This is a genomic window from Pseudomonas sp. P5_A2_2 (assembly GCF_054177685.1).
Window position 1 is genome coordinate 1 of record NZ_JBGCUL010001311.1, and the last position, 1078, is coordinate 1078.

Genomic DNA, 1078 nt, shown 5'->3' on the forward strand with positions numbered 1-1078 from the left:
GCAAGGCACTGCCCATCACCCAGGTGCCGATGCGGTTGAGGGTATGGATGAAGCGGTAGCCAATCACCCCGATCGCCGTGGCACTGAGGGCACCGATGAGAATGCTGGCCGGCACCGGAACCGACGGCGCAATGCCGACAATCGATTTACCTGCCAGCACGATGTTGGAAATGAAGAAACCGATGTAGATCAGCGCMGCGAAGAACACGATCAGCAGCGCGCCATAGCGGCCGAACTGACCACGGCTCTGCACCATCTGCGGAATGCCCATGCACGGCCCCTGGGCGGACGCGAGGGCAATCACCACACCGCCGACCATGTGCCCGAGGGCAATCGCCAGCAAGCCCCAGAACAGGTTGAGGTGGAACACCTGGACCACCATCGCGCCGGTGACGATGGGCAGTGGCGCGATGTTGGTGCTGAACCACAGGGTGAAAAGATCGCGGGCCTTCCCGTGGCGCTCTGCGAGTGGAACGTAGTCGACCGTGTGATTCTCGATCAACGGATCTTGCCGGGACATCTGGGACATGTGCATGAACTCGAGTTTGTCTGTTCTTATCTTTGTATGAAGCCAAACCGGGGGGACTCTCTGGCCGCCCCTCAGATGCGAACCATATTATGGTATTCCAAACTTTAAACAAGACTGATCCGGTCTTTGAACAAGCATCTGAGCCGGCATCCTGCCCGATTCACGTCAGCACTTGCTAGCTGAAAACCCCGTAATCATTGGGTTTCCGACGAACACCTTACGTTTATCGGTTCACCTAAAAAGACCTTGCAATCGATGTATTACGGTATACCATCAGACCTACAAACACATAAAAAACGCGTCACACCACCCGAGGACCGTCCAATGATCGATGCCGCCATCTATAAACAAGTCATGGGTTCGTTCCCGTCCGGAGTGACCGTGATCACCACCCTGGATGACGACGGGCAAATCGTCGGCCTGACCGCCAGCGCCTTCAGCTCGCTGTCGATGGACCCGGCCCTGGTGTTGTTCTGCCCCAACTACAGCTCCGATTCCTACCCGGTGTTGATCAAGAACAAGCGCTTCGCCATCCACGTGCTTTCCGGC

General features: G+C 56.9%; 2 protein-coding genes. One reads left to right on the forward strand and one right to left on the reverse strand.

Going from position 1 to position 1078, the window contains the following annotated elements:
• Positions 1 to 529, reverse strand: a 529-nt coding sequence (locus ACXRVY_RS31020; protein ID WP_458239208.1) for a cytosine permease, incomplete at its 3' end; no start/stop codon positions are given.
• A gap of 324 nt (positions 530 to 853) precedes the next feature.
• On the opposite strand from ACXRVY_RS31020, the gene ACXRVY_RS31025 reads away from it, so the two are divergent.
• The coding region (locus ACXRVY_RS31025) for a flavin reductase family protein (protein WP_458239209.1) at positions 854 to 1078 on the forward strand (225 nt) is incomplete at its 3' end.